General features: G+C 38.6%; 18 protein-coding genes, 1 tRNA gene and 1 pseudogene. 11 read left to right on the top strand and 9 right to left on the bottom strand.

What is annotated here, in order from left to right; all coding sequences use genetic code 11:
• Nucleotides 1-88: 88 nt before the first annotated feature.
• On the top strand, nt 89-1,090 hold the full coding sequence (locus ACX1N5_RS05880) for a 5'-nucleotidase (protein WP_458800834.1): 1,002 nt from the start codon (nt 89-91) through the stop codon (nt 1,088-1,090).
• 43 nt (nt 1,091-1,133) lie between these two features.
• Here the strand turns inward: ACX1N5_RS05880 and ACX1N5_RS05875 are convergent, their stop codons facing one another.
• Both ACX1N5_RS05875 and ACX1N5_RS05870 read right to left on the bottom strand, forming a co-directional pair.
• A complete protein-coding gene (locus tag ACX1N5_RS05875) occupies nt 1,134-2,156 on the bottom strand; it encodes a molecular chaperone DnaJ (protein WP_458800832.1) in 1,023 nt (340 codons plus the stop codon).
• Between the two features lie 205 nt (nt 2,157-2,361).
• Nucleotides 2,362-2,721, bottom strand: coding sequence for a YidH family protein (locus ACX1N5_RS05870; protein ID WP_131380328.1), 360 nt, complete (start codon nt 2,719-2,721; stop codon nt 2,362-2,364).
• 276 nt (nt 2,722-2,997) lie between these two features.
• Here ACX1N5_RS05870 and ACX1N5_RS05865 point away from each other — a divergent pair, with 276 nt between their 5' ends.
• Together ACX1N5_RS05865 and ACX1N5_RS05860 are read left to right on the top strand one after the other, a co-directional pair.
• Nucleotides 2,998-4,185: an ammonium transporter gene (locus ACX1N5_RS05865; RefSeq protein WP_034425760.1), complete on the top strand. Its 1,188-nt coding sequence runs from the start codon at nt 2,998-3,000 to the stop codon at nt 4,183-4,185.
• Between the two features lie 161 nt (nt 4,186-4,346).
• Complete coding sequence (locus ACX1N5_RS05860; protein ID WP_458800830.1) at nt 4,347-5,138, top strand: BUD32 family EKC/KEOPS complex subunit; 792 nt, start codon at nt 4,347-4,349, stop codon at nt 5,136-5,138.
• Here the strand turns inward: ACX1N5_RS05860 and ACX1N5_RS05855 are convergent.
• From ACX1N5_RS05855 to ACX1N5_RS05845, 3 genes are all read right to left on the bottom strand, one after another.
• Nucleotides 5,133-6,467, bottom strand: coding sequence for an ATP-binding protein (locus ACX1N5_RS05855; RefSeq protein WP_458800828.1), 1,335 nt, complete (start codon nt 6,465-6,467; stop codon nt 5,133-5,135). The two genes, ACX1N5_RS05860 and ACX1N5_RS05855, sit on opposite strands and share 6 nt — an antisense overlap.
• Nucleotides 6,468-6,481: 14 nt before the next feature.
• A complete protein-coding gene (locus ACX1N5_RS05850) occupies nt 6,482-7,156 on the bottom strand; it encodes a DNA-binding response regulator PmrA (protein ID WP_004751009.1) in 675 nt (224 codons plus the stop codon).
• Nucleotides 7,157-9,157: 2,001 nt separating this feature from the next.
• Nucleotides 9,158-10,585 carry a DcaP family trimeric outer membrane transporter gene (locus ACX1N5_RS05845; protein ID WP_131380332.1) on the bottom strand — a complete coding sequence of 476 codons (1,428 nt, stop codon included), beginning with the start codon at nt 10,583-10,585 and terminating at the stop codon, nt 9,158-9,160.
• A 589-nt stretch (nt 10,586-11,174) separates the two neighbouring features.
• Here ACX1N5_RS05845 and ACX1N5_RS05840 point away from each other — a divergent pair.
• The 4 genes from ACX1N5_RS05840 (at nt 11,175) to ACX1N5_RS05825 (ending at nt 14,231) form a co-directional block, all read left to right on the top strand.
• On the top strand, nt 11,175-11,795 hold the full coding sequence (locus ACX1N5_RS05840; protein ID WP_458800825.1) for a 1-acyl-sn-glycerol-3-phosphate acyltransferase: 621 nt from the start codon (nt 11,175-11,177) through the stop codon (nt 11,793-11,795).
• Nucleotides 11,796-11,869: 74 nt separating this feature from the next.
• Nucleotides 11,870-12,790, top strand: a complete 921-nt coding sequence (locus ACX1N5_RS05835; protein WP_165492993.1) for a patatin-like phospholipase family protein — start codon at nt 11,870-11,872, stop codon at nt 12,788-12,790.
• A gap of 98 nt (nt 12,791-12,888) precedes the next feature.
• Nucleotides 12,889-13,374 (top strand): NfeD family protein, encoded by a 486-nt coding sequence (locus ACX1N5_RS05830; protein ID WP_131380336.1) that lies wholly within the window; start codon nt 12,889-12,891, stop codon nt 13,372-13,374.
• Nucleotides 13,375-13,376: 2 nt separating this feature from the next.
• Entirely contained in the window at nt 13,377-14,231 is an 855-nt protein-coding gene (locus ACX1N5_RS05825) for an SPFH domain-containing protein (RefSeq protein ID WP_004750999.1), read from the top strand.
• Between the two features lie 38 nt (nt 14,232-14,269).
• Here the strand turns inward: ACX1N5_RS05825 and ACX1N5_RS05820 are convergent, their stop codons facing one another.
• Together ACX1N5_RS05820 and ACX1N5_RS05815 are read right to left on the bottom strand one after the other, a co-directional pair.
• Entirely contained in the window at nt 14,270-15,178 is a 909-nt protein-coding gene (locus tag ACX1N5_RS05820) for a polyprenyl synthetase family protein (protein WP_458800822.1), read from the bottom strand.
• Nucleotides 15,179-15,200: 22 nt separating this feature from the next.
• Entirely contained in the window at nt 15,201-15,542 is a 342-nt protein-coding gene (locus tag ACX1N5_RS05815; RefSeq protein WP_004750994.1) for a zinc ribbon domain-containing protein YjdM, read from the bottom strand.
• Nucleotides 15,543-15,786: 244 nt separating this feature from the next.
• Here ACX1N5_RS05815 and ACX1N5_RS05810 point away from each other — a divergent pair, with 244 nt between their 5' ends.
• The 4 genes and pseudogenes from ACX1N5_RS05810 to ACX1N5_RS05795 all read left to right on the top strand — a co-directional run.
• Nucleotides 15,787-17,142: an amino acid permease gene (locus ACX1N5_RS05810; protein WP_131380344.1), complete on the top strand. Its 1,356-nt coding sequence runs from the start codon at nt 15,787-15,789 to the stop codon at nt 17,140-17,142.
• Between the two features lie 123 nt (nt 17,143-17,265).
• Nucleotides 17,266-17,341, top strand: a tRNA-Arg gene (locus tag ACX1N5_RS05805).
• 176 nt (nt 17,342-17,517) lie between these two features.
• On the top strand, nt 17,518-18,735 hold the full coding sequence (locus ACX1N5_RS05800) for a tyrosine-type recombinase/integrase (protein ID WP_458800820.1): 1,218 nt from the start codon (nt 17,518-17,520) through the stop codon (nt 18,733-18,735).
• A 58-nt stretch (nt 18,736-18,793) separates the two neighbouring features.
• Nucleotides 18,794-19,144: pseudogene (locus ACX1N5_RS05795) on the top strand (Fic family protein); the annotation flags it as partial.
• 157 nt (nt 19,145-19,301) lie between these two features.
• Here the strand turns inward: ACX1N5_RS05795 and ACX1N5_RS05790 are convergent.
• Nucleotides 19,302-20,000, bottom strand: coding sequence for a M48 family metallopeptidase (locus ACX1N5_RS05790; protein WP_458800818.1), 699 nt, complete (start codon nt 19,998-20,000; stop codon nt 19,302-19,304).
• Nucleotides 20,000-23,299 (bottom strand): type I restriction endonuclease subunit R, encoded by a 3,300-nt coding sequence (locus tag ACX1N5_RS05785; RefSeq protein WP_458800816.1) that lies wholly within the window; start codon nt 23,297-23,299, stop codon nt 20,000-20,002. Before ACX1N5_RS05785 ends, ACX1N5_RS05790 begins: the two co-directional genes overlap by 1 nt.
• Between the last annotated feature and the right edge of the window lie 5 nt (nt 23,300-23,304).

Here is a 23,304-nt window from a genome sequence, read left to right as displayed (position 1 = left end):
AGAAAAAGAAAAAAGATTAAAAAAGATCTATGAAGTTGCGATTGAAATAAGGCAAAGAATTCTATTAGATAATTTCAAGTGAGTTTTTATGAGTGGTTATAACTTAGATCAAAAGTTAGTAATTGGACTTGCTTCAAGTGCTTTGTTTAATCTAGAAAAATCAGACAAAGTTTTCCGTAAAAAAGGAGAATTAGCTTATCGTAAATATCAGAGTAAAAATGAAAATATTCCATTAGAAACAGGCGTTGCTTTTCCTTTTATTCAACGTTTATTAAGTATTAATGATATTTTCCCAGCAGATAAGCCTTTTGTTGAAGTAATTTTATTATCACGTAACGATCCAAACACTGGATTACATGTAATGAATTCAATTGAATACCATAAACTCAATATTAAACGAGCAATTTTTTTACAAGGACGAACTCCTCATAAATATATTGATGCTCTTAATATTAGTTTATTTTTATCTGCAAATGAAACTGATGTAAACCAAGCGATTACAGCAGGCTATCCTGCTGGTTTAATTCTAAAAGGTAATATTTTTGATATTGAACACGACAAAGAATTACGCATTGCATTTGACTTTGATGGAGTTATTGCAGATGACTCCTCTGAAAAAATTTACAAAGAACAAGACCTGAATGCTTTTATTGAAAATGAATCTAAACTTGCAGATCAGCCTGCAAATACTGGACCTTTGCATAAATTGCTTCAACAACTGTCCACCCTTCAAAAAGCTGAATTAAAGTATTTAGAGGATCATCCTACTTACGAAAGCCGTTTAAGAATTTCTATTGTAACTGCAAGAAATGCTCCAGCACACAAACGTGTTATTACTAGCTTGCGAGCATGGGGAATCGACACAATAAACGAAGCCTTTTTCTTAGGTGGTATTGAAAAACGTAAAGTATTAGAAATTCTAAAACCACATATTTTCTTTGATGATCAAGTTACCCATGTAGAAAAAACTGCAGATAGTATTGCTTCTGTTCATATTCCTTTTGGTATTGCTAATAAAAAATTAGATTCTGATGAAAAATCAGCAGATGTAGAAATTAGTAAAGATAATCAAATTACAGAACAAAGTTAATTTTCAACTTTCCCTCTCCTTTCTGGAGAGGGTTAGGGAGAGGTTACAGTGCCCCATGCTCCATCAACATCTCCACCCCACTCACCTTTTTCATATGCTTCAAGCGTTCCTTTTCCCACTTCAACTGCTGCTTTAACTCGGCACAATCAGCATCTATAGCTTTATAGACATCACTTATATGCACATGCTCCGCTTTGACCTTTTTGCCCAAATAAAAAGACTCTAAAATTTCACTCATTTGGCTTTCAAGCTGCTGACTTTGCGCATCCAAAGCCAGTTGATAAAACTTCACTTGCTCAGCAGTTAATTCTTTTGAAGTCGCTCCCTTATTCTGTTCAAGCTGTAACTGCATTTTTAGCAAATAGAACAAATCCTGCTGTTCATAGGCATGACTTGCCTGTTGAAACAACTCGGTTTTTTCGACTTTCTTCGATTCATCTTGTTCACGGTCAGGGTGAATCATCGCTGCAATTTTTAAATACACAGTTTTCAGCGACTGCGCTGCCATTTGCTCGGCTTGCTCACGTTTTTGTTGTAGACGTTGCTGTTTGGCTTGTTCTCGTTCTTGCTGTTGCTCAGCGGCATATTGTTCAAAGTCTTGCTCTATCTCAAGCTCATCTTGCTGAGGAATACCCTGATACTCGACACTCACATTTTGCGGTTTTTTGCTTTTTTTAGTGGTCGATTGCACTGCAACTTGCTGATAAAAGGTATTGATTTTAGCAACTTGGGTTTGCTGCTCGGCAGACAGTGATTTCGAATGTTTTAAGATTTTGGCAAGACTGGCAATTTTCTCATCCAGTTGCTGTATCTCTGCTTTGGAAAATTCATGGCTGTGTAGCATGTTCCAGAGTTGTTCAAGTTGCTGAAAAAGTACAGTATGCAGTTCAGCATAGACAGGCAAGAGCTTTTGCCGCGTGTGTTGTTGAATCTCATCCTGAGCATTTTTCCAACTAGCAAGGCTGATTTTTTGCTGTTCGATTTTGTCGATCAGGCGATTGAGCTTTTTTTGCTGTGGGGAAAATTCAGCTTTTTTCTGTACGCTTATCTTTAGATCAGTGGTCATCGCCAATCAAACTTGCAAAACCAGCACTATAGCAAGATTGCCGAGACAACGCAGCAGTACGGCTCATTGCATTCGTTGAAGTAGTCTCTTTATGAACGCTTCAAATACCCAGATTACAATACGATTTCACCTCGTTTTAACGAGAAGATTTAAAATCTGCGAACATATCAACAATAAAAGTGCAATTTAACCTACCCAGCAATCGCTATACGAAAAAAATCACAAATAGCATCGCTGCACATAAGATGTTAATTAAGCCTAACATTACGGGTAAATCTGTTCGATAACCAACAATCATTTCAGAAGGGTTTAACGACTTCAAAGCAACTTTATATTGGCGTATTGAAAAAAGGCTAATCAATACTGCCAAGAGGACAATCAATACAGAAAACCATTTGCTTAATGCAACTTTAGGCGAGTTTTGGGTCGATTCAAGCACGTGTATAAGCAAACTTGAACGCTCCAATAAAAAACCAAACGCAATTAACCCCAAACTACTTCTATTCCAAGCCAATAATGTACGTTCTAAAGCTAAAAGCACACGTGGATCTTTTAAATCAGACATTTTATCCTTTGTTATATCTATAATTATGACTTATTTCACTTTATTCATTTCTGATATTCTTGTAAAGCACCGCCTTCCTTTTGACGAACCATATTCAATAAAGCACTATTTTTGTGCTTTTTTTCTGTTTTAGTGCAAAAACTGCTTTATATCGAGTCTTAGCTGCTTTTGCATTGTTATCATTAGAATTTCCATCCAATCATTTCTATATTGGTGCAACAGGCATCGCTATACTTGTGCATATTTCCAAATTAGCACTATTTTTAAGCGATCATGATGCAAAATTTCGATATTTTATTTTTATTGCTCGGTGCAGTTCTGGTTCTTGCCATGCACGCTGGCTTTGCGTTTCTAGAATTGGGTACAGTTCGACATAAAAATCAGGTCAATGCACTGAGTAAAATCTTGTCAGATTTTGCCATTTCTGCAATTGCTTATTTTTTTGTAGGTTACTACATCGCGTATGGTCAACACTTTTTCCATTCGGGTCAGGTACTTGCAGAACAACATGGCTACAACCTGATGCGCTGTTTCTTTCTGCTAACATTTGCTGCTGCCATTCCAGCTATTATTTCGGGTGGAATTGCAGAGCGTGCAAAAATGCGCACACAAGCAATCGCCACTTTATTGTTAGTCGGCTTAGTTTATCCATTTTTCGAAGGACTCATCTGGAACGGCAATCTAGGATTCCAAAACTGGTTACAACATACTTTCGGTGCGAGTTTTCATGACTTTGCGGGCTCAGTTGTTGTTCATGCCATGGGCGGCTGGATTGCCTTTGCTGCAGTGATTTTACTGGGCGCTCGTTATGGACGCTACCGTAAAGATGGCGCGATTGCAGCTCACCCACCGTCTTCGATTCCATTTTTGGCACTTGGTTCATGGGTTTTAATGGTCGGCTGGTTTGGCTTTAACGTCATGAGTGCCCAACGTTTAGATGCTATTTCAGGATTGGTTGCTATCAATTCACTCATGGCAATGGTTGGTGGCACAATTACCGCGAACTATATGGGTAAAAATGACCCTGGCTTCTTGCATAATGGTCCATTGGCAGGATTGGTTGCCATCTGTGCAGGGTCAGACATCGTGCATCCTGTCGGAGCACTATTGATTGGCGGGATTGCCGGAGTTGTCTTTGTACAGCTATTTACCTATACCCAAAACAAACTCAGAGTCGATGATGTACTCGGTGTTTGGCCAATGCATGGTGTTTGTGGTGCATTTGGAGGCATTGCTGCAGGTATTTTTGGGCAAACTGCTCTTGGCGGGCTAGGTGGTGTGTCTTTTATTGCACAGATGATTGGTACACTACTGGCGATTGTGATTGCGCTGGCGGGTGGTTTTGGCGTCTATGGTTTACTTAAAGTTACCATGGGAATCCGCTTGACCCAAGAAGATGAATACCGTGGTGCGGATTTATCCATCCATAAAATTTCGGCAAATGCTGAAGAAAGTAAATTCTAAGTCTTTGACAGGATGAACTTATTTTAGGTTCATCCTGTTTTTCATCTTCAATCTAAAACAGAATATTTTAAAAGATATTTCTATACTTATTTTGCAAACTGAGCTACATTTTCATTCCAATTTGTTTTCGTATATCACCTAAATCAGGTGTCGTTTTTTGCATGCACAAATATCAAGAGTTCTTAGAGCATACTGCACCCACACAAAGTCAATCGATTCAACCCTATGTGATTGATGGTTTAAAAGTATGGCTCAAGAAGGCATCAAAACGTCATCCTTGGTGGCTCTATTTACCGGTGCAATGGCTTTCCAAACTGATCAATATACAAATTTTGGCGCCTGTACCAAACTATGGTGGTGCAGATGCCATTCATTGTGAGGCAAAACGTATTCGCCAACTCGAAAAAATTGGTGTTGCCGTTCCCAAAGTCCTTGCAGAATCCGACTCTGGATTGCTGATTCAAGATATTGCCAATGACGATCAACAACTGATGCAACTTGATCATGCCCTGGCACGTGAATCTGACTTTAAAAAACGCAAATATTTGTTTGAAGTCACAATTCACGCTCTAAAACAGATCCATGCTCAAAATAGTTATTTAAGTGAAGCCTTTGCTCGCAACATTTTGATTGATAGCCAGCAAAATATTTCTTTTATTGACTTTGAAACTGACCCACGTACAACACTTGATCTTGAAATTTGTCAGGCGCGTGACTGGCTATGTTTACTTTTTTCTACGGCATTTCGCTTCAATGAACAGGAACGCCCTGTGATGGAACAGTTGGTCAAGCAGGCACTCAAAGACCGTCAGGACATTTTATATCAGCTCAGTAAAGTTGGACGTCGTTTTGCATGGCTAAACAGCGTAGGTGTAGAAAAAACAGGAAATGATGGTAAACGCATGAAAATCTTTCTGATTTTCTTAAAAAACCTCACCCCCACTTTATCATGAGTTCAGTGCTGGAAGGCGAAGCGGTAGCTTGACCAAAACTCTTAAGCCTCCCAATTCCAAGCTTTTGTCGAAGCTCAATGTTCCACCTACATGCTGAATCGCTTTTTGTACAATCGATAACCCTAGCCCACTGCCCACTTCCAAATGGTGATGTACTCGATAAAATCGTTTGAGTACGTCTTCATACTGCTCTTGTGGAATTCCAGGGCCGCTGTCTTCAATACAAATATACGCAACTTGCTGCTGTTGATCTGGATATACAGCAATATTAATCACCCCTTGTATTGGGGTGTACTTAATCGCATTATCAATCAGGTTATAAATAATGGAATGCACCGTCGGCTCATAACTTTGTAGAATAACTTCATCATTGCGTTCAAAGCCTAGGTCAATGTCTTTTTCCATCGCCAGATTCATCAGCTGTTCAACACAGTTTAATGCGACATCGTTTAAACGAAATTTCTTCGACATTTCCAAAATATTGAGCGAGGCGTCCTGCTTGGCAAGTGCCAGTAACTGACTGACCAAATGTTGAATTCGCGCCAAGCCCTTACTTAAATTAATCAATGCCGTATTTTCAGGAAAATCACGCAATAGAATTTTAGTTTGCAAATTCAATGCCGTAATCGGAGTACGCAGTTCATGCGCAGCATCGGCAATAAACTGTTTCTGTTCCTGCTGAGTTTTAGAAATACGGTCAAACAAATAGTTAATTTCGTGAATTGCGGGTAACAGTTCTATTGGATACTGTTCTTCCTGAATATGAGTAAGCTCATTGGAATCGCGCTGCGCCAGTTCACTTTTCAGATCATCCAGTGGTTTCAGACTTCCCCGAATAATCCAGAAAATAATAAACAGCACAAATGGCATAATCAGAATATAAGGCAGCACCATACTGCCCGCCAACTCTAACGCTAGAACTTGTCGGGTACGCTCATGTTGACTGACCTGAATTTGAAATTTCGGCGTTGGTAACACATAGGTATACCATGTGCCATTATCAGTTTCATGCTGATAAAAACCCGCCTTGCTGACTCGAGGGACAAGTAGCTGATTTGTTTTGGGTTGATTCACATCATCATACGACCAAATATCCATAAACAGCTCTTGGCGCTCATATTCATGATCAAGATTAAAGCTGCTATGAGTACTTTTTAAATTAAATGTGGTCGCACGCCTTGCCAAGAACTGCATTTGGGTATCGAGTATTCGGGTCAATTCTTTAAGCGCAATATGATAAGTCGAGAACATCAAAATACATGCCATCACCACGCTCAACAGCGATGTGAGAACAACCAGTTTTGATCCTAAAGACTTAGCTTTTTGCATTCTTGTATTTGAACTCAGTTATGCCCTAAACGATAGCCCAAGCCACGGATCGTACGAATAAAATCTTTCCCGAGTTTGGCACGCAAATGGTGAATATAAACCTCAATGGTATTACTAGACACTTCACTATCAAAATCATACAGCTTATCTTCCAAATTAGACTTGGAAAAGATCTTATTTGGATGTGTCATCAGTGGCGTTAAAATTGCCCATTCACGATTCGATAATTCAATGATTTGCCCATTAAGCTTGGCAATGTGCTGCTCAATATCGAGTACCAAATCACCATTAATCAAGACTTTATCATTGGTGCTAGTTTTTACGCCAATACCCGCACGGCGCAACAGTGCCTGAATACGCGCAAATAGCTCCTCAAATTCATAAGGTTTCACCAGATAATCGTCTGCACCTTGATTTAAACCATCTACACGATTTTCTAACTGATCCCGTGCCGAGATAATCAAAACTGGAATTTGTGTCCGTTGGCGAATCTGCTTAAGAACCTGCATGCCATCCATCATCGGCAAGCCAAGATCAAGCAACACGATATCAAACGCTTGCTTAGACAATTCTGCCAGACCATCAACACCATTGTTGACCCATTCAACATCAAAACCATGATATTTCAACAGGGTAATGGTGGACTCTGCAATCATAAAATCATCTTCAATTATTAAGATCTTCGACATTCGATGCACTCTAATTACAATTTACAGGTTGGCACACTACACCAACATATTTAATTCGGGGTGGATAACATGACTGTCGATATCCAGCAACTTCAACAAAGTTGGAAGCACATTATCATGCCCACTTTTTGTTGCTGCTGTTATATAACAAGCACACGACGTATTTGTTTCTGCACCACTCTGGAAAAAACCATATCATCCCGAAACTATGAATTTGCAGGAATGGTACTAAAGTATATCGCGCACCATACATATACAAAGAATTTCAGCCGTGGCTCACTATAGTTCGATAAATACCAAAAACCTGTTTGATACTTATCATGGTTAGCTACAACATCAATCACTTCAAATATGATGAATATAAACAATACTATTATCATCACGATTGAGCAATTTTTCTCATTCACACTTCTAAATCACAAGGACATTGCGATCTGAACTGATGTTGAGCAATCACTTATGGCTTAAGGATCTGTCTATGTTGTCCCATAGTTTAAATCCTGCGCCAAACTCGTTATTTGGTAAGCGTAGAGACTTAACTTCTAATGCCCACAAAACAACAACTAAAGTGAAGATCACTTAAATCAACCACACTACCAGCAATAATCAAACCGATTACAATCCTTGTCTTTCTCCAAAGCCGACATCAAGTCTTTTTTCTTAAGCAGTTATCGAAAATTATACCTATAGGGATAATCATCATAAAACCGAGTCACAGCAAATACTTGTATCAGCGACTTTCATAAACCTATTTTATTTTTCTTACACGCAATTGAAATATATTTCAATTTTGTCTAGCGAAAAAATGATGAAAGAATGGCTAATGTGACCTGTTTGCATCATATTCTGAATTCGTTCGGGATCATTCTCCCTATACATCTAACAAAATACACAGTACATCCAGCAATCACCAAGAATAAGACAGTCGACCATTTTCTGTTCTACTTGCCCTAAAATTTTTACCCCTGCAGAATAATAAAGCCTTAACACTCAAACCAGCACGACTTCAAACAGTTCAAGCTGATTGGCGAGAATTTGGCTTTAAACTGAATCAAAATTCAGCTTAATTATTCTTCCATATGGAAATTCCAATGTATAAGGACTAACTTAAAAAACACTTAAACGATAACTATTGACATCTAGCCTTGTTAAAGCAAGACGGCTCTTCCTGTAAAATGTACATTCTCAGAGAAACAATATTGCGTAAGAATAATTCGTGCTGTGTTGATATTTCTATTGTGGAATCTAGCGCATATCTTTCATACATAGTCGCACTCTTCTTCCAAGATCTGCTCTATCTTTCGGGCTAGGCTATTGCTAGATATTTTCAGCGGTATAAATACATCTAGATGGTATAGGCTTCATTGGCTTCTTCGCCCCCACGATCTTGCATTCATACTTGAGGATTGTTATTCGTACTAAAAACTCTATATCCAAAACAGATTTTACATTTTGATTTGTAGCAATTTCTTGGCACGTAATCCCCTAATAATAATGAATACAGTGTTCTTAATCTGCTAAAACTTTCTAATATCAGTTTTTTTAAAATTAATTCAATTTATTGATTCTTTTATTTTTATTCTTAATTCGAGTATTTTCATACTTAAAATATATCTGATCTTTATTGTTCAATAGTTAGAAATACAGGATCTAAAACCATGATTAAAACTATGGGTAAATTTTTTGAGTTTTGGAGTATAACTTGTAGGATTTCACGGTAAAAGCAATTATGTAACCTAAAGTAGCCATTTCAAACCTTGTGAATAGCTAGTTAAATTCTGATTGGAAATAGATTATGAGGTCATGTATATGCTCAACTCGCTATTTTGCTTCACGTTATAACGTATATAAGACCAAAGCTCAGCCACAAGAAATAGATCCTTCAAACCAAAACCAGTCACTTATACCTTTGAGGCTAAACCAATAAATTTATGTACCCAAAAATAAAAAACCGCAGCCATTCGGCTACGGTTTTAAAGTGTTACGTTCGTGTTCGTTAAATTAGAAGTTATAACGAGCCATCAAACCTACACGAGAGTAATCACCCTTGTTGTCTACAAGTGCAGTTTTGCTTGCAAATGTTTCACGTTGACCATAAGTGTATTCAACACCCAAATCTACGTCTTTAACAGGTGAGTAGAAGCTGTTAACAATAATGTTATACAAGCTCTTGTTCAAAGTTTGAGAAGCTGTTGTTTTTGCGTAGTTTGCATAAGTATCGCTATTTTTATACCAAATTGCGCCAGCTGCTACAGTTGAGCGGAATTTTGGTGACCATTTATGCGAGTAACCGAGCAAACCAGAATCAGATTCAGATTCACCAATATAAAGATCTGTACCAACACGAGAAGCAACATATGCATCATTTTGGAAGAACATATATCGGTTATCACCTTTTAGATGATAGTAGTTAGCAAATACAGTATCGTTTGGTGTAAAGCTATATTTACCACCTACACCAACACCCCAACCCAACTTGGTTTCGTCAATGTTATAACCAGTATTGTTAGCTGCTGTTGCAGCAGAAATACGGTTTTCATGCAACATACCGTGAACTTGCAACAAACCTTTTTTATCAGCAGTAGCAATGTCATAACGTGCAGTTAACGCAGGTAAACGGTTACCGCCTGAAGATGTAGTTGTTGTTCCAGCAGTAATTGCAGTACCAGCAGTACTTAACTTATCAACATCACCACCTTCCAACGCAACTAACACTTTTTGGTTAGCAGTGATTGGTTGTGTATAACGTACTTGAACGTTACGTTTTGTACCACCACCCATTGCACCATTGTAGTCAACAGTTTCAGGCATAGTATCAACATTGACAAATGGAGATGTAGTTTGACCAACTAACCATTTACCCAAAGAAAGGTAAGCATGACGCACACGGAATGAACCATCGCCATTTGTGCTGCTGCTGCCCATAAAGTCAGCTTCAAGTTTACCAGTTAAGTCGCCATATTGTGTTGGGCGAACAACATCAACACCAAGGCGTGAAGTTGCAGCAGATACGTTCAGGTTATTTCGAGTACCATTTGCAGAATTTAAAGGTACTTTGTTGGTATTGTTGGTAATACTTGTGGTATCAGAGTTTCCACCTTTAGTGTCATAAGTGCTGTCTGCACGAACGCTACCATAAACTCTAAGCTGGGTTTGACCATCTGCAAGTGTGATCCAACCTGGTTTAGTGCTTGATGCTGTTGGTGCAACTGGTGCTGGTTTAGCTGCAGCAATTTCTGCTTGTTGTTGCAATTGCACTGCTTGTTGCTGTTGTTGGCTAGAAAGGCTTTGAACCATTTGCTGAAGTTCTGCAACTTGTGCTTTTAAGTCAGCAACTTGTTGTGTTGTTGTTGCTGCTTGAGCAGAACCCATTGCGCCCAACGCTAAAGCTGCGCTTACTGAAAGTGCTAATGTTTTTACCTTGACCACAGTATTCTCCATCCAATAAAAAAAACTTGTTGTTTTGAAAGTATCGCTACTATTCCAAACTAAAGTAACAAAATTATGACAATCCCTTAATAAATTTAATCTTCCTTGCTTATTCAATATATTTCTATACAGCTTAAGTCGTAGAATTACACAAAAAAATAACTTTAAATACATTTTTTTCCAATACTCTGATCAAAAGAAAAATGTAATTTTTTAATTTTTGTACATTTTTTAAACACTTGCTTGTAATTAAAATCTTATCTTTAATTCATAAACAACAAATTGATCTAAAAAATCAATAATCATATTTTCTATACAATTCTGCAAATCCCCCCAAAACACTGCCAAAAAAGTAACAGCTACGCCTATGACTGAGAAAAATCATGACCAAAATGCATAAGGTGAAACTCTCTCAAGTACCCATCTATCATTAAAAATATGCAAATAAACGATTATTATTTAATCAGACTATTACATATACAAAATGGTGTGTGTCGTGGAATTAAAATCAAAATTTACAATTTGTAAAACCATGATGGGCACATCAGTTTACAATGCATTTCTGTCAAAATGGCATTGAACGATCAATATGCAAGCCAAAAATTTTCCGAATCTACCTCCCCAATTACCTGCACGTGGTACAGCAAATAGCCGTGCTTGGTTTCGCCAATTGTTATTTTTACAAGGCTGGAGTTTTGAAGGCGAAATTCCTAACCTGCCCAAAGGGGTCGCGATTCTCATGCCGCATACATCGAATTATGATGCCTGGTATGCTCTGATCGGGATTTTGGGTTTAGGGGTTAAAATCTCGGTTTTAGGTAAGGCATCATTATTTAAAACACCGCTCAAACCATTACTTGAACAAGTTGACGTCATTCCTATTCAGCGTAACAGCAAGAGCGGTTTTACTGAACAAGCCATTCAGATTATGCAATCCAGAGAAAAAATCTGGATTGGTCTGGCACCTGAAGGCACGCGTAAACACGCCCAAAACCTTAAAACTGGGTTTTACCGTATTGCCACAGGCGCAAATGTGCCGATTGTTATGTTTGCACTTGATTATCAAAAGAAAGTTTTACGCTGCTTAGGTGCAGTGCAACCGAGTGGTGACTACGAGCAGGATTTAGACAAAATATTAACCCACTATAAAGGGCAATTTTATCCAAAACGCCTTGAATGGCTGTCTGAACCCTTACGCAAACTTTTGTAAAAATACTGGTCAATATCTAAAAAATTTGCTGATATAAGCGCTCCCATTTTTTCATGCACATAACATTTGATTATATGATACTTAAAATAACACGCTGGTCTTGCATTGCCTTACTGGGTGCAGGACTATTGGGATGTGACACAACAGGTTCTAAAAAAACACTTCCAACACTTAAACCACGCGAACCCGTTATTGCACTTGCCCTAGGCGGTGGTGGAGCCAAGGGTTTTTCACATATTGGCGTGATTAAAGTACTCGAATCACACGGGATCAGACCCAAAATTGTCACGGGAACCAGCGCAGGCAGCTTTGTGGGCAGTCTATATGCAAGTGGAAAAACACCTTATCAATTACAACAACTGGCTTTTCAGCTCAAAGAGTCGGACTTACGTGATCTGACCTTTAACCGTCAAGGTGTTGTACTGGGGCAAAAACTTCAAGATTATGTTAATGCCAATGTTGGCAATAAGCCCATCCAGCAATTCCCGATCCGTTTTGCAGCCGTGGCAACACGTCTGGACAATGGCAAAAAAACCGAGTTTATTCGTGGCAATGTCGGTCAGGCTGTTCGCGCCTCTTGTAGTATTCCTAACGTATTTGTACCCGCAACCATTGCTGGTGTGAAGTATGTCGATGGCGGATTAGTCAGCCCTATTCCCGTCAGTACCGCAAAAAGCATGGGCGCAGATATTGTGATTGCAGTTGATATTTCTGCACGTCCAAGTAAAACTGGTGCAGGTAACATGTTTGGTCTACTTGATCAAACCATTAACATTATGGGGCAACAAAGCATTCAACAAGAATTACAACAAGCTACTGTAGTGATTCAGCCTAAAGTCGGCAATTTGGGTGTGCTTGATTTGAGCTCTAGCCAAAATGCGATTTTAGAAGGCGAACAAGCCGCTCAAGCGAAGATTCCTGCCATAGAAGCAGCAATTGCCAACTTTAAAAAATCACCTGCTGCTCTAAGACCTGCTCCACGCCCGCGTTTCTAAAAACACCCAATAAACATATTTTTTAGCAATATCATCTGCTACATTAGTGCGTAACTGATGTGATTTTTGCACATAAAACCAATAAATAGAGACAACTTATGCAGATTGTGTTGGAACCTTGGCACTGGTTTGTTTTAGGCATTGGCTTGATGCTGATTGAACTGGTTATACCCACTTTTGCAGCGATTTGGTTTGGTCTCGCTGCAATCATGGTCAGTATTTTATATTGGATTTTTCCGTGGATGGGTTTTGCCACCCAAGTCGTAACATGGACTGTTTTATCAATTTTATGCACCATACTCTGGTTTAAATTTATAAAACCTTTGTCAATTGATAAAACCAAGGCTGGTTTACCCCGTGAAGCTACCATCGGGCAAATTGGTATGGTCATTCAGACTGGGCTCAATCACGAGCAAATCAAAGTTCGGTTTTCCTTGCCTATACTCGGTGCAGATGAATGGGTATGCCGCACTGCATCCAATGTACAGGTCGGTGATCGCGTTATTGTGACTGATATATTAGGCAATGACCTGCTGGTACAACGCTATTCTTCAAATCCTTCCTCTTCACAACAAGGAAAATAATAATGAACGCAAGTATTATTGTTTTAGCACTTCTTGCTTTTGTTGCAGTCACTATTTTTAAAGGCGTACGTATTGTTCCACAAGGCAACAAATGGATCGTGCAGCGCTTAGGTAAATACCATACAACTCTTGGGCCAGGTTTAAGTATCATTATTCCGTATATTGATGATATTGCTTATAAAGTCACAACCAAAGATATTGTTCTCAACATTCCTTCTCAAGAAGTCATTACCCGTGACAATGCCGTTTTAATGATGAATGCTGTGGCATACATCAACCTGACCACACCTGAAAAAGCAGTCTATGGTATTGAAAATTTTAATATTGCAATTCAGAATTTGGTGCAAACTTCCTTGCGTTCAATTGTCGGTGAAATGGATCTGGATGATGCTTTGTCGTCACGTGATCATATTAAAGCTAAGCTCAAAGCTGCAATTTCCGATGATATTGCCGACTGGGGCATCACCTTAAAGACTGTAGAAATTCAGGATATTCAACCCTCTACAACAATGCAGGCTGCTATGGAAGCGCAAGCCGCGGCAGAACGTCAGCGCCGTGCAACCGTCACCAAAGCCGATGGTGAAAAACAAGCTGCCATTTTAGAAGCGGATGGACGTTTAGAAGCTTCACGCCGCGATGCTGAAGCACAAGTGGTTTTGGCAGAGGCTTCACAAAAAGCGATTGCCATGGTGAGTTCAGCAATCGGCGAACAGGAAATTCCTGTGTCTTATTTACTTGGTGAACAGTACATTAAAGCCATGCAGGATATGGCAAAATCCAACAATGCCAAAACTGTGGTACTCCCAGCTGATGTACTGAATACCATTCGTGGCATTATGGGACGTACTTTAAAATAATTGATTTAAAAATAAAAAAAGCGGCTTAGCCGCTTTTTTTAATGTTGCCGCGCCAGTAAAAACTGGGTAATCGCATGCAATTGCTGTGCATCTTCCCCAAAATGACTTAAAGCTTGTAGCGCCTGATCATGCAATTGCTGTGCATAAGCTTGTGCAGCATCTAAACCTAAAAGCGCAGGATAAGTTGATTTTTCAACTTCCAGATCTTTACCCGCCGTTTTACCCAAGACTTCAGTTTCAGCAGTGACATCTAAAATATCATCCTGTACCTGAAACGCCAGACCAATTGACTGTCCAAACTGACGCAACTGTGGAATTGCAGGATCTGTACCTTTAAAAATCGTCACTGCCACCATCATGATTGCAGCCTGAATCAACGCACCTGTTTTGTTACGGTGAATATTTTCTAAGGCATCTTGATTAACTTTTTTACCTTCAGCTTGTAAATCAAGTACCTGACCGCAAACCATTTTCGAGCTGGCTGTTGCTAAAATCTGCATTTGCTTTAAGACGACACTGGGTTCAATTGCTACGCTTGTATCAAACAGGCGACTGCCCAGCACTTCATAGGCCATCGACTGCAACACATCGCCTGCCAGTAAAGCAGTATCTTCCCCAAATGCAACATGACACGTCGGTTGCCCACGACGCAAAGAATCATTGTCCATACACGGCAAATCATCATGTGCCAGCGAATAACAATGAATCAATTCAACTGCAACTGCCGCACGACGTACTGCCGCCGAATGCATATGCGGTTGTAACGCCGCAGTTGCATAACACAGTGCAGGTCGTACACGCTTACCACCTAACATCACAGCATGATATACCGCACCTTTTAAAGGCTCAGGCAGTGCAAAAGCATCTAATGCTTGTGTTAAATCCTGTTGAATTTGTTGCTGTGCAGATTTTAAAACGTCTGCAGATATTGATGCGATTATTGACACATCTGCCTCGGATATATTGAAATTACGCTTTTTTAACAAATTCTGATTTAAGCTTCATCGCTCCAATACCATTGATTTTACAATCGATATTGTGACCATCACTCGCATCAGCAAGCAAACGAATACCTTTCACTTTGGTACCAACTTTGACGACTAATGATGAGCCTTTGACTTTTAGATCTTTAATTACAGTGACGCTGTCGCCATCTTGCAATACTTGACCATGTGCATCGACAACTTGCTCAGCTTGTTCAGCAGCTACCTCGCCTTCTTTCCATTCATAAGAACATTCTGGGCAAATCAATAACTCACCATCGGCATAGGTATATTCAGATTGGCACTTTGGACAAGCAGGAATTGTCATATTAATCATCTCAAAATAAAAAGCATTATCGCCTGATTGTTGTTTTTTTTCAAAAAAATCTGAGCGATCTCAGCAAAATACACAACCAAGATTGAAAATCGAATAATTTTTAATCAAAAAATATTTATTATTTTCAAAAAGTTATCATACAAAAGTTGCACATCAACCAGTCATTCATAAGGCTAGGCTAAATTATAGCAATCTATTACAATACGCAATCTTGTGGATTACTGAGCATACCATTTTGAGTAACGAGTCATCGAAATTACAGCGTGGCTTAAAAAACAGACATATCCAACTGATTGCAATGGGTGGTGCAATTGGTACGGGTCTGTTTCTAGGTTCCGCACAAGTCATCCAATCTGCTGGGCCATCGATTATTTTAGGCTATGCAATTGGTGGTTTAATTGCATTTTTAATTATGCGTCAACTCGGGGAAATGATTGTTCATGAACCAACGACAGGTTCATTCAGTCATTTTGCGTATAAGTATTGGGGAAATTTTCCAGGTTTTTTAACAGGCTGGAATTACTGGATTTTATATATTTTAGTGGCAATGTCTGAATTAACGGCCGTTGCAAAATATATTCACTACTGGTGGCCATTTATCCCTGCGTGGGTGTCGGTGCTTTTCTTCTTTATTGTCATTACCTTAGTCAACTTAGGCAATGTCAAATTCTATGGCGAATCCGAGTTCTGGCTTGCAATTATTAAAGTTACAGCCGTAATTGCCATGATTATTTTCGGAATTGTATTATTAGTCACAGCTGACCCAAGCTCAGGTTCAACGATTACCAATCTATGGACCCATGGTGGTTTCTTCCCGAAAGGCTTTAGTGGTCTATTTTACATGCTTGCCTTTATCATGTTTGCCTTCGGTGGAATTGAACTGATCGGTATGGCAGCGGCAGAAGCTGAGCAACCAGAAAAAACCATTCCGAAAGCGATTAATCAGGTGGTTTTCCGTGTTCTGATTTTCTATGTCGGTTCACTCACGATTTTATTATCACTTGTGCCTTGGGACAAACTACAACTCGGTGGTTTAGACAAAAGCCCATTCGTGATGATTTTCAGCCAGTTAGGTATTGGCTGGGCTGCGAGTATTCTGAACTTCATTATTTTAACAGCAGCGCTCTCTGTATATAACAGTGGCATGTATGCCAACAGCCGTATGTTGTTTGGTTTGGCAGAACAAGGCAATGCACCAAAAGTGTTCCTGAAGGTCAATAAACAAGGCACGCCAATTCCTGCGGTGTTATTTTCAGCGCTACTGATTTTTGCTTGTGTGTTATTGAACTACTTTGTTCCTGAGGATGCTTTAGGTCACCTCATGTATATTGTTGTTGGGGCTTTGGTTCTGAACTGGGCAATGATTGCACTGACCCATTTGAAATTTAAAAAGGCAATGATTAGCGAAGGAATTAAAACTAAATATCCTTCATTGTTATACCCGATCACCAACTATATTGTTTTAGCTTTTATCGTGGTTGTGCTTTACATCATGTGGATGCAAGGCTTTAAAGAGTCTGTGATCATGCTTCCGATTTGGATTGCGCTGATGTTTATGCTCTTTAAAATGCTTGCTGCTAAAAAATCTTAAGGAAAAATGGGTTAGAGGTCATCTTATCTCATCAAAACCTGATTTTCTGAGTATTTTTAAAAAGTTATTGCCCCGCAATAACTTTTTTTTTATGAATGTTTGCGGTAGAGTAACGCCTGAGCTGCGGTCTTAGCTTAACTGGATAGAGCAGTTGCCTCCTAAGCGACCGACGTGGGTTCGAGTCCCGCAGACCGCACCAATTTAGTGTTTATTTTTATCTTTAACGGTCAAATCAACCATTGAAAATTAAATAAACTCAGTATCTTATATAAATAAACAGTCCAGATAAGTCTTTTAATCTCTCTTGTAGACTAATATTTTTTACAGTATAAAATACAGTACAAACTTTTATACGCAAAACCTTGTACTGTAAAAATGCCAAAAATAGTCAAAAGCCTTACCGATAGTAAGATCAAAAATCTCAAAGCAGATCCAGATAAACACCAACGTATTTCGGATGGGCTTGGTCTTTATTTGTTCATTCACAAAAATGGCTACAAATATTGGAAGTTTGACTACAGTCGTCCATTCACCAAAAAACGTAATACGATTAGTTTTGGTATTTACCCAATTGTCAGTTTAGCCGAAGCTCGCCATAAAAGAGATGAAGCTCGTACCCTGCTCGCTCAGAATATTGATCCTTATTCTGAAAAAATCAGAATTGAGAATGAGATATTAAATGCAAATAAGAATATTTTCTTAGAAATTGCAGCAGAATGGTTTGCCAAACAAGATTTTGCTGAGTCTACTGTAAAGGGGCAGCAACGACTTTTAGAAGTGATTAATCAGCATATCGGAAAAATGCCTGTTCATGAGATCAAACCAATGGATGTGCTTAAAGTTTGTCAGCTTTATGAAAAAGAAGGAAAATTAGAAACTGCCAAGAAAGTTAAAGTGAAATGTGGTCAGATTTTACGTTACGCCGTATCAATTGGTTTATGCGAACGTGATCCAACGCAAGATTTGCGAGGTGCTCTAAAAACCCCTCGTGCAAAACATATGGCAGCATTGGTTGAACCCAAAGACTTTGCTTTACTCTTACAAGATATTGACCACTACGAAGGTTCAGCTATTACACGCTATGCCTTACGAATTGCACCATTGGTGTTTGTACGCCCAGGGGAATTAAGACATGCTAAATGGCAAGATATTGATCTTGAAAAAGGGCTATGGTGTTATACCCCACCGAAAACAAAATTAAAGACAGGTGTCCAGCATATTGTGCCCCTATCCACTCAGGTGATTCATTTGCTTTCGGAACTTTCTCAAATTAGTCGGCATAAAAGTGAATATGTTTTTCCTGCAACAACATCCAACTTAAAGCCAATGTCTGAAAATACAATTAATCAAGCATTACGTCGCCTAAGCTATACCAGCGAACAAGTATGTGGGCATGGTTTTCGTGCTTCGGCACGTACCATTTTGGAAGAAGTTTTAGAGTTTCCAATTGAACTGATTGAGCAACAGCTCGCTCATCAAGTCAAAGACATGCATGGTCGTGCTTATAACCGCACCAAGCATTTAGAAAAGCGAAAAGTGATGATGCAGACATGGGCAAATTATTGTGATGAGCTGAAAAGCTCATCACAATAATCGATATATGTTTAACATCAAGATTTAGTTTTGATTTTTATCGTGTTGTGGCAAAGCTATGTTTGAAGATATTGATCTTTTAAAACACAAATTGGATCAACATCGTCCTCTTGCTCCTTCGATTGTCAAAAATTTACAGGAAGATTTAATCCTGCGTTGGACATATCACTCCAATGCAATTGAAGGCAATACACTGACTTTGCTTGAAACCAAGGTTGTTTTAGAAGGGATTACTGTTGGTGGCAAAGCACTACGTGAACACTTTGAAGCCATCAATCACCGTGATGCAATTTATTACGTGGAAGATATCATTCGCAAGAATGAGCATTTTTCAGAATGGCAAATTCGCAACATTCATCAACTCATTTTAAAGAATATTGATGATAACAGTGCTGGGCGTTATCGTCGGATACCCTCCCACCTCATATAGTCATTGATGAAAATCAATTGGCTTATTTAATCTTTACAAGAGATCTAGTTTTGAGGAGGTAGCTATTGAACTCAAATTACAAAGTGCTAATTTTTAAAAATTAATAAATAAAATAATTACCTCAAATTCCCCATTTTTAGAATAGATAATCTGTTTCGGCTCCTATTTTGTCTAATTGAATCTTACGCTCTTCATAGTCAGGCATAATTAGTGCCACTAATTTCCAAAATGCATCATTATGCTCTGGTTCAATTAAATGAATAAGTTCATGTACTAACACATAATCAATAAGTGACTTCGGGAGTAAAATAATTTTCCAATGAAAATATAAATATTTATTTCTGCTACATGATCCCCAACGGTATCCTAAATCTCTGATATGAATCTTTTCAGGTTGAACAACAATCTGACTTTTAAAATCTTCAAATCTTGCTTCTATCCATTTTTCTGCTTTCTTCTTATACCAACTAATTAAGTAACTTTGAGCTTCATCAACTTTATCTGATGACAGCACTAATCTGCCTTTCTTGAGTTGTATTGGCAATTCGATATTCTTTTCAATTTTGAGACGATAACTACGGCCAAGGTACAAAAAACCTTCACCTGCAACGAATTGTTTTCTAGGTATAGTTTTCTGTCTCAATTCTTCCTTTTCAGCTAACTTCGTATACAACCAAAAAGTCTTCGACTTAACGAATTGCTCTACCTCTTGATGCGTTGCATCAAGAGGTAGAGCAAGAGAAATAGAACCATCTCTTTCAACTGTTAAACACATTGAATTTCTAATTCTGCTGTGTTTAACATTAATTTCGAATTCGCCAATTTTTGTTTGCATTACAAATTTAACAAAGCTTCATGGTTTGCTTGAGCAATATCCATAATTTTATTCGCAAGCAATGAAGCTTTAGTTATAGGTACCAATTTAGATTTAAATAAATCTTGCACTACTCTAGACTGAAGCGAATCTCGCATTGCGGCTTTATGTGACTCCCAGAAAGTTTCCGTCAATTCGTTAGCAATCATATCAACTAAATCCTGTATGGTGCTACATATCTGGGATTGCTGTTGTTCAGTTAACTTAACATCTTTGAAAACTTCATCTACGACTACATTATAAAATGGCTTATATTCATCTGGCATGTCAGGCTGTTTATCATCTTCAAAATCAAAAGCCTGTTGTGTTAGTTCCTGATCTAATATCTTTTGGAATGCCTTAATTTGCTCTTCCCAATGCTCATGCATATTTTTTAGAATTTCTTCAACGTACTCACTTAATTTTGCATATTTGACCGGATCTTTATCCATATTTTGGGTAGCGTGAGCACGGACAGCATGCTGCATTGCCGATGCTTTAGCTCGTTTGCCAGCCTGCTTCTCAATTTGCTCCAAATAGTCACTAAAACCAGCATCCAGCAATGTAACAGGTAGAATTTTCGGATCCACCCCCATGCCAATAACATGATCATCAATTAATTGTCTGACTTTAGCTCCAACATCCTTCCCAATTGGCGTGCTGTTCATTTGATACTGATTACGTGCTCGAGCATAAATGTAAGCGAGTTGCTTGGCACCTTTGACAAACTCTAATCCCTCTGGACGTGGTAATATTATATCTAAGAGAGCAAGCATTTTCTTTAATTTAACAGTAAATTCAGCCCTAATCTTCTCACTCTCAAGCAGATAAACACACTCGTTTAAATCACTGTAAATATCTAAATCATGAGTGGTAAAACATTTCATGACACGTGTATAAGCATCTCTTAAACTAGGCAGAACATCTTTAATGCTTGCTAATGCACCTTCAATATCTGTTTGGCTGTATTGCGATAATGCATCCTTTAGATGTTCAGCAACACCATAATAGTCCACAACCAAACCGGCTTTCTTTCCAAAACCCGTCCTGTTTACACGTGCCACTGCTTGTAGAAGTTCTGCTTCTTGAATTGAACGATCTAAATATAGCACCCCCTCAATTGGAGCATCAAAGCCTGTCAGTAACATTGATTTAACAATAATAAAACTAAGGGGGTGCATTTTTTCAGGATTAGAATGTATCAGTGGTTTTTTAAAATTTTCAATTCTCGTTTCTTGTACCTCATGATCCGTCCATTCCTTCCATGCTGGATCATCATTATTATCAGCAGAAATAATTGCAGCAAAATCGATTTTTTGTAGTAAATCCTTTTGACGATACGCCTGTATAAGAGCCTGCTTTTTCAATGGCTTTTGTACCAACTCTTCAGCAGATATTTTTTTATCTGATTCAGAGATTAAACTCGATTGCTTTAGAAGTTTCTCTTTTGCTTTATTCAAAGCTTCGACATAACGAATCGCTGCCAAACGACTATATACTACAACCTGTGCTTTCAGCCCGTTTGCCATGATATGTGTCACGTAATGGCACAGCATATCGTAAGCTTTATCTTCAATAAGCAATGGGGCTTCACTAATATCCCCTTTGGTTGCATATTTCTTTTTAATCTCTTCTAGCTCTTCTTTTGATTTCTCTGCAAAGAGATCTTCAAAAAGCTCATCCAAAGTTGCACCATCTTTTAATGCACCTTTTGCAGTACGACCCTCATAGAGGATCGGTACAATCGCACCATCTTCTTCCGCCTCTTTAATCGTATAGCGATCAATAAACTCACCAAAAATATCATGTGTGTATTTCTTTTTACCCATGATAATAGGCGTACCTGTAAAACCGATTCTGGCTGCATTTGGTAAAGCAGCCATGAGATTGGCATGTAAGTCACCTGCTTGAGTTCGATGCGCTTCATCAATCAAGATAAGAATATTTTCATTGGCATTTCTAACTCTTGATGATTTCTTGGTCGTACTGGTCAATTGATCTAAAGCAATTTTTTCATCTGATTTAATCGCTTTCAGATCTTGATCCTGATATTTTTGAATCATTGCGAAGACAATATCAGGTGTTGTGCTTTCAATCAGCTTATTCACTGTTTTAGCATCTTTAGCTACATAAACTTTTTCACCCGTTAAAATGGAGGTGGCAGCTAATTGCTTCTGTAATTGCTTACGATCTGTGACCATCACAATTTTAAACGTCTGCAAATGGTAATCGGAACGCATTTTACGTACCAAGAAAACCATGGTTAGTGACTTACCTGAGCCTTGCGTATGCCAGATAATCCCACCACGCTTATCATGCTCGCCGTCAACCGCTCGTGTATCACCATTTTTTAATCTTTCTATGGCTTTATTCACTGCTCTGTATTGCTGATAACGAGGTGCTATTTTGATTAATCGCCCATTTTCAGTTTGATTAATGACAAAGTGTCGAACAAGGTCGAGTAAATTTTTCGGCTCAAGAATTCCCTGTACTAAACGTTGCTGTTCGCTTAGTTGCGAAACACCTAATTTTTCACAAATCGTTTCTTCTTTTTCAGGATAGGTCGTTTTCCAAGGCAAGTAATGCTCAGCTAAACCACCAATTGTGGACACTCGAGCTTCATCAAAGCTCGTTGCTATGAGTAATTGATTGGTAATAAATAGGTTTTCATTACCTTCCTTATCATGTACTTCACCTGATTCAAACCGTTGATTAGTGTATCGTCTCAATTGATCAATCGCTTGAATGATAGGTTCTTGAACAGCAGGAGATTTACATTCAATTACGACCAATGGTAAACCATTCACAAATAGAACAATATCAGGAATGATGTAGCCTTTACCCTTATCATACCCAGGTGGGCAATCTACTCTGAATTGGCGAACAATCGTGAATCGGTTATTGTGAACATTTTCCCAATCAAAGAACTGAATGATTTGGCTACGTCCACCATTCCACCCTTCTAATCCATCAACTTCATGTCCCTTGAGCAATAAACTTTCAGTCACCTGTTTGTTAAGTTCTAAAAGTTTATTTTTTGCATTTAGTTGTAGTGCTTTAACTGTGTCATCAATACGTTCTTTATCTAGCCACTCTTTGCCATCACGCAAGTTAATTTCACATAATTTTTTTCGCAAGATAGATTCAAGATAAACTTCTGTAAAGTTCTGACGTAACGTTACTTTCGGATCTTCTACACTGCCATTAATATAATGTGACCAGCCTATCCCTCTTAGCTGGTCAATCAATGGAAGCTCTACATCTAAATATTCTCTGCTCACTTATT

The organism is Acinetobacter sp. ANC 4636, assembly GCF_054454555.1.
The sequence above is the reverse complement of the archived record's forward strand: the minus strand, read 5'-3'. Positions and strand labels throughout refer to the sequence as shown.

What these genes read in the sequence shown, in the direction of transcription:
- ACX1N5_RS05830 (WP_131380336.1), top strand. Translation starts at nt 12,889, where the DNA reads ATGCAGATTGTGTTGGAACCTTGGCACTGGTTTGTTTTAGGCATTGGC.
- ACX1N5_RS05790 (WP_458800818.1), bottom strand. Translation starts at nt 20,000, where the DNA reads ATGCAAACAAAAATTGGCGAATTCGAAATTAATGTTAAACACAGCAGA.
- ACX1N5_RS05835 (WP_165492993.1), top strand. Translation starts at nt 11,870, where the DNA reads ATGATACTTAAAATAACACGCTGGTCTTGCATTGCCTTACTGGGTGCA.
- ACX1N5_RS05855 (WP_458800828.1), bottom strand. Translation starts at nt 6,467, where the DNA reads ATGCAAAAAGCTAAGTCTTTAGGATCAAAACTGGTTGTTCTCACATCG.
- ACX1N5_RS05850 (WP_004751009.1), bottom strand. Translation starts at nt 7,156, where the DNA reads ATGTCGAAGATCTTAATAATTGAAGATGATTTTATGATTGCAGAGTCC.
- ACX1N5_RS05860 (WP_458800830.1), top strand. Translation starts at nt 4,347, where the DNA reads ATGCACAAATATCAAGAGTTCTTAGAGCATACTGCACCCACACAAAGT.
- ACX1N5_RS05840 (WP_458800825.1), top strand. Translation starts at nt 11,175, where the DNA reads ATGCAAGCCAAAAATTTTCCGAATCTACCTCCCCAATTACCTGCACGT.
- ACX1N5_RS05865 (WP_034425760.1), top strand. Translation starts at nt 2,998, where the DNA reads ATGCAAAATTTCGATATTTTATTTTTATTGCTCGGTGCAGTTCTGGTT.
- ACX1N5_RS05800 (WP_458800820.1), top strand. Translation starts at nt 17,518, where the DNA reads ATGCCAAAAATAGTCAAAAGCCTTACCGATAGTAAGATCAAAAATCTC.
- ACX1N5_RS05815 (WP_004750994.1), bottom strand. Translation starts at nt 15,542, where the DNA reads ATGACAATTCCTGCTTGTCCAAAGTGCCAATCTGAATATACCTATGCC.
- ACX1N5_RS05880 (WP_458800834.1), top strand. Translation starts at nt 89, where the DNA reads ATGAGTGGTTATAACTTAGATCAAAAGTTAGTAATTGGACTTGCTTCA.
- ACX1N5_RS05870 (WP_131380328.1), bottom strand. Translation starts at nt 2,721, where the DNA reads ATGTCTGATTTAAAAGATCCACGTGTGCTTTTAGCTTTAGAACGTACA.
- ACX1N5_RS05875 (WP_458800832.1), bottom strand. Translation starts at nt 2,156, where the DNA reads ATGACCACTGATCTAAAGATAAGCGTACAGAAAAAAGCTGAATTTTCC.
- ACX1N5_RS05825 (WP_004750999.1), top strand. Translation starts at nt 13,377, where the DNA reads ATGAACGCAAGTATTATTGTTTTAGCACTTCTTGCTTTTGTTGCAGTC.